2 protein-coding genes are annotated in these 2,614 nt (G+C 65.2%); both read left to right on the top strand.

Going from position 1 to position 2,614, the window contains the following annotated elements; all coding sequences use genetic code 11:
* The first annotated feature begins 123 nt into the window (after nucleotides 1-123).
* Nucleotides 124-1,206, top strand: coding sequence for an outer membrane protein (locus V6M52_RS15650; RefSeq protein ID WP_332701681.1), 1,083 nt, complete (start codon nucleotides 124-126; stop codon nucleotides 1,204-1,206).
* Between the two features lie 49 nt (nucleotides 1,207-1,255).
* Nucleotides 1,256-2,446 carry an NAD(P)/FAD-dependent oxidoreductase gene (locus tag V6M52_RS15655; protein ID WP_332701682.1) on the top strand — a complete coding sequence of 397 codons (1,191 nt, stop codon included), beginning with the start codon at nucleotides 1,256-1,258 and terminating at the stop codon, nucleotides 2,444-2,446.
* The last annotated feature ends 168 nt before the right edge of the window (nucleotides 2,447-2,614 follow it).

Raw genomic sequence — 2,614 nt, forward strand, 5'->3', positions numbered from 1 at the left:
CGCAGCGCCATCAGTGATGCACCGCTGCAACAAGGACTATGCTAAGACGCCGTTAACGGTCTAAATTATAGCGGCGTGAACACCTGACGCGCGCAATTGCGGATGGGCTCGGGGGAGTGGGTAATGCGTATTGAGGCAGTTGCGGCGGCGTTGCTGGCGGTGGCGCTGGGGGCAGGACAGGCCACGGCCCGGGACAATGCCCTCTATTTCAGCCCGGACCTGATGGCCGAATTCACCGCACCCAGCGCCTTCGAGGGGCTTTATGCCGGTGTACTGCTCGGCCCGATCTCGGCCCGCAAGAACAACTTCAATACCGTGGGTGCCGATATTCGCGGCGAGTTCGGCGGCGTGGTCGGCTGGAACCAGCCGGTGGCGCCGGGCGTGATCATCGGCGGCGAACTGCAGGGCACGGTCGCCACCGACTTCGGCTCGGCCTATCTGCGCCTGATGGCGCTGGCCCGCCTCGGTTTTGCCGCCGGCGACAATACGCTGGTCTATGTCCTGGGCGGCGCCGGGCGCATGGGCGAAAGCTGGGCCTTCGAGGCCGGCATCGGCGCCGAGGTGATGGTGACATCGAACATGGCCCTGCGGCTCGAAGCCGCCGGCATCGGCCAGCTCGGACCAGTGCCCAATGGCAACAACATTCCCGCCGCCTCGGCCATGCGGATCACCTCGGGCGCGATCTGGCAGCGCGATGGCGGACCGGCCGCGACGACGTTCAATTCCGGTCCGGTGACCGATTTCACCGGCTTCCATGCTGGCATCAATATCGGCGGGCTGACCGACCCACAGTTCAACTTCTTTGACGACTATGGCTGGGGCTGGCATCTGAGCCGCTTCGAGATGGGCGGCTTCGCCGGCTACACCCATGCGCTGTCAGACATGTTCCGCGCCGGTGTCGAAGTCCAGCTCGGGGTGAACTACGACACCTCCGGCGATGCGGGCTTTGATGCCCTGGCTCTCGCCCGCCTCGGCGTCGTGCCGACCGAGGGCATCCATGCCTATGCCGCGGGCGGGCTGGGTCTCGTCGAGGGCCAGGGCGCCTATGCCTTTGGCGGCGGCGTCGAATATGCCCTGTGGGGCCAGGCCTCCCTGCGTGGCGAGGCGCTGATCCTGGGCCGCATGGATGGCGCGCCGGGCCTGACCGGGGTCACTGGGCCCTCGAGCTCCAAGGTTACCATTGGCACGGTGTGGCACTTCGACTAAGAGCCACCCTTCCCTTCCTGCCGTTGCGGGAATGACGCGGTGAGTTGCCATGCCCCATTATGATGTCGTGATCCTTGGCGCCGGTGCCGCCGGCATGATGGCGGCCATCGAAGCCGGCAAGCGCGGGCGCAGCGTGCTGGTGGTCGACCACGCCAAATATGCTGGCGAGAAGATCCGTATCTCGGGCGGCGGGCGCTGCAACTTCACCAATATCAACGCCACCACGGACAAGGGCCGTGACCGGTTTTTGAGCCAGAATCCGCGCTTCGCGCTGTCGGCTCTATCCCGCTACACGCCCGAAATGTTCATCGCCTTGGTGCGCGAGCATGGCATCACCTTCCACGAAAAGACCTTGGGCCAGCTGTTCTGCGACGGGCCGGCGACCCAGATCAACACCATGCTGCTGGGCGAGATGCGCCAGGTTGGCGTGACGCTGGTGCTGGAAACATCGGTCGAGAGCGTCAGCCGCAACGAGAGTGGCTTTGCCGTGCAGCTCAGCACGTCATCCATCACCTGTGACAGCCTGGTCGTCGCCACCGGTGGCAAATCCATTCCCAAGATGGGTGCGACCGGCCTTGGCTATCAGCTGGCCACGCAGTTCGGCCTGCGGCTCACCGATACGCGTCCGGCTCTAGTGCCGCTGACCTTCGAAACCGGGGCGCTGGACAAGCTCAAGGAGCTGTCTGGCATCGCCACTGATGCCATTGTCAGCCACGGCAAGACGGCGTTCGAGGAAGCTTTGCTCTTCACCCATCGCGGACTCTCTGGACCGGCGATCCTGCAGATTTCGTCCTATTGGCGCGAGGGCGACACCATCACGGTTGACCTGCTGCCGCACCAGCATGCCGGGAACTTGCTGCAAGAAAGCCGGCGAACTTCTCCCAGATTGCACGTGCAGACCGTGCTGGCGGGCCTCTTGCCCAAGAAGCTGGCGCAGCTGCTGGGGGACGAACTCGACCTGCCTGGCATGATCGGCGATTTCTCCGACAAGAAGCTCGCCGCGGTGGAAGCCATGCTCAAGGCCTGGACGCTCAAGCCCGTTGGCTCGGAAGGCTACCGTACGGCCGAAGTGACGCTGGGCGGCGTCGATACCCGCGACCTTGATGCCAAGACCATGGCGGCCCGCGATGTGCCGGGACTCTATTTCATCGGCGAGGTGGTCGATGTCACCGGCTGGCTGGGCGGCTACAATTTCCAGTGGGCCTGGGCCTCGGGCTGGGCGGCTGGCCAGGTCGCCTAAAACCGGAACCCCAGCCTGATGCCGACATTGGTGTTGGCGCGCGGCGCGGCGCAGGTGCCGAAATCGGGCAGGTGTTCCACCGTACCGATCACCGAGGCGCCCAGCGGCAGGTTGACGCCGACGCTGCCGGCGACCCGCAATCCGACGCCGCAGCCGAAATTGCGCGAG

Source organism: Devosia sp., from assembly GCF_036676215.1.
Classification (GTDB): domain Bacteria; phylum Pseudomonadota; class Alphaproteobacteria; order Rhizobiales; family Devosiaceae; genus Devosia.

What these genes read in the sequence shown, in the direction of transcription:
- V6M52_RS15650 (WP_332701681.1), top strand. Translation starts at nt 124, where the DNA reads ATGCGTATTGAGGCAGTTGCGGCGGCGTTGCTGGCGGTGGCGCTGGGG.
- V6M52_RS15655 (WP_332701682.1), top strand. Translation starts at nt 1,256, where the DNA reads ATGCCCCATTATGATGTCGTGATCCTTGGCGCCGGTGCCGCCGGCATG.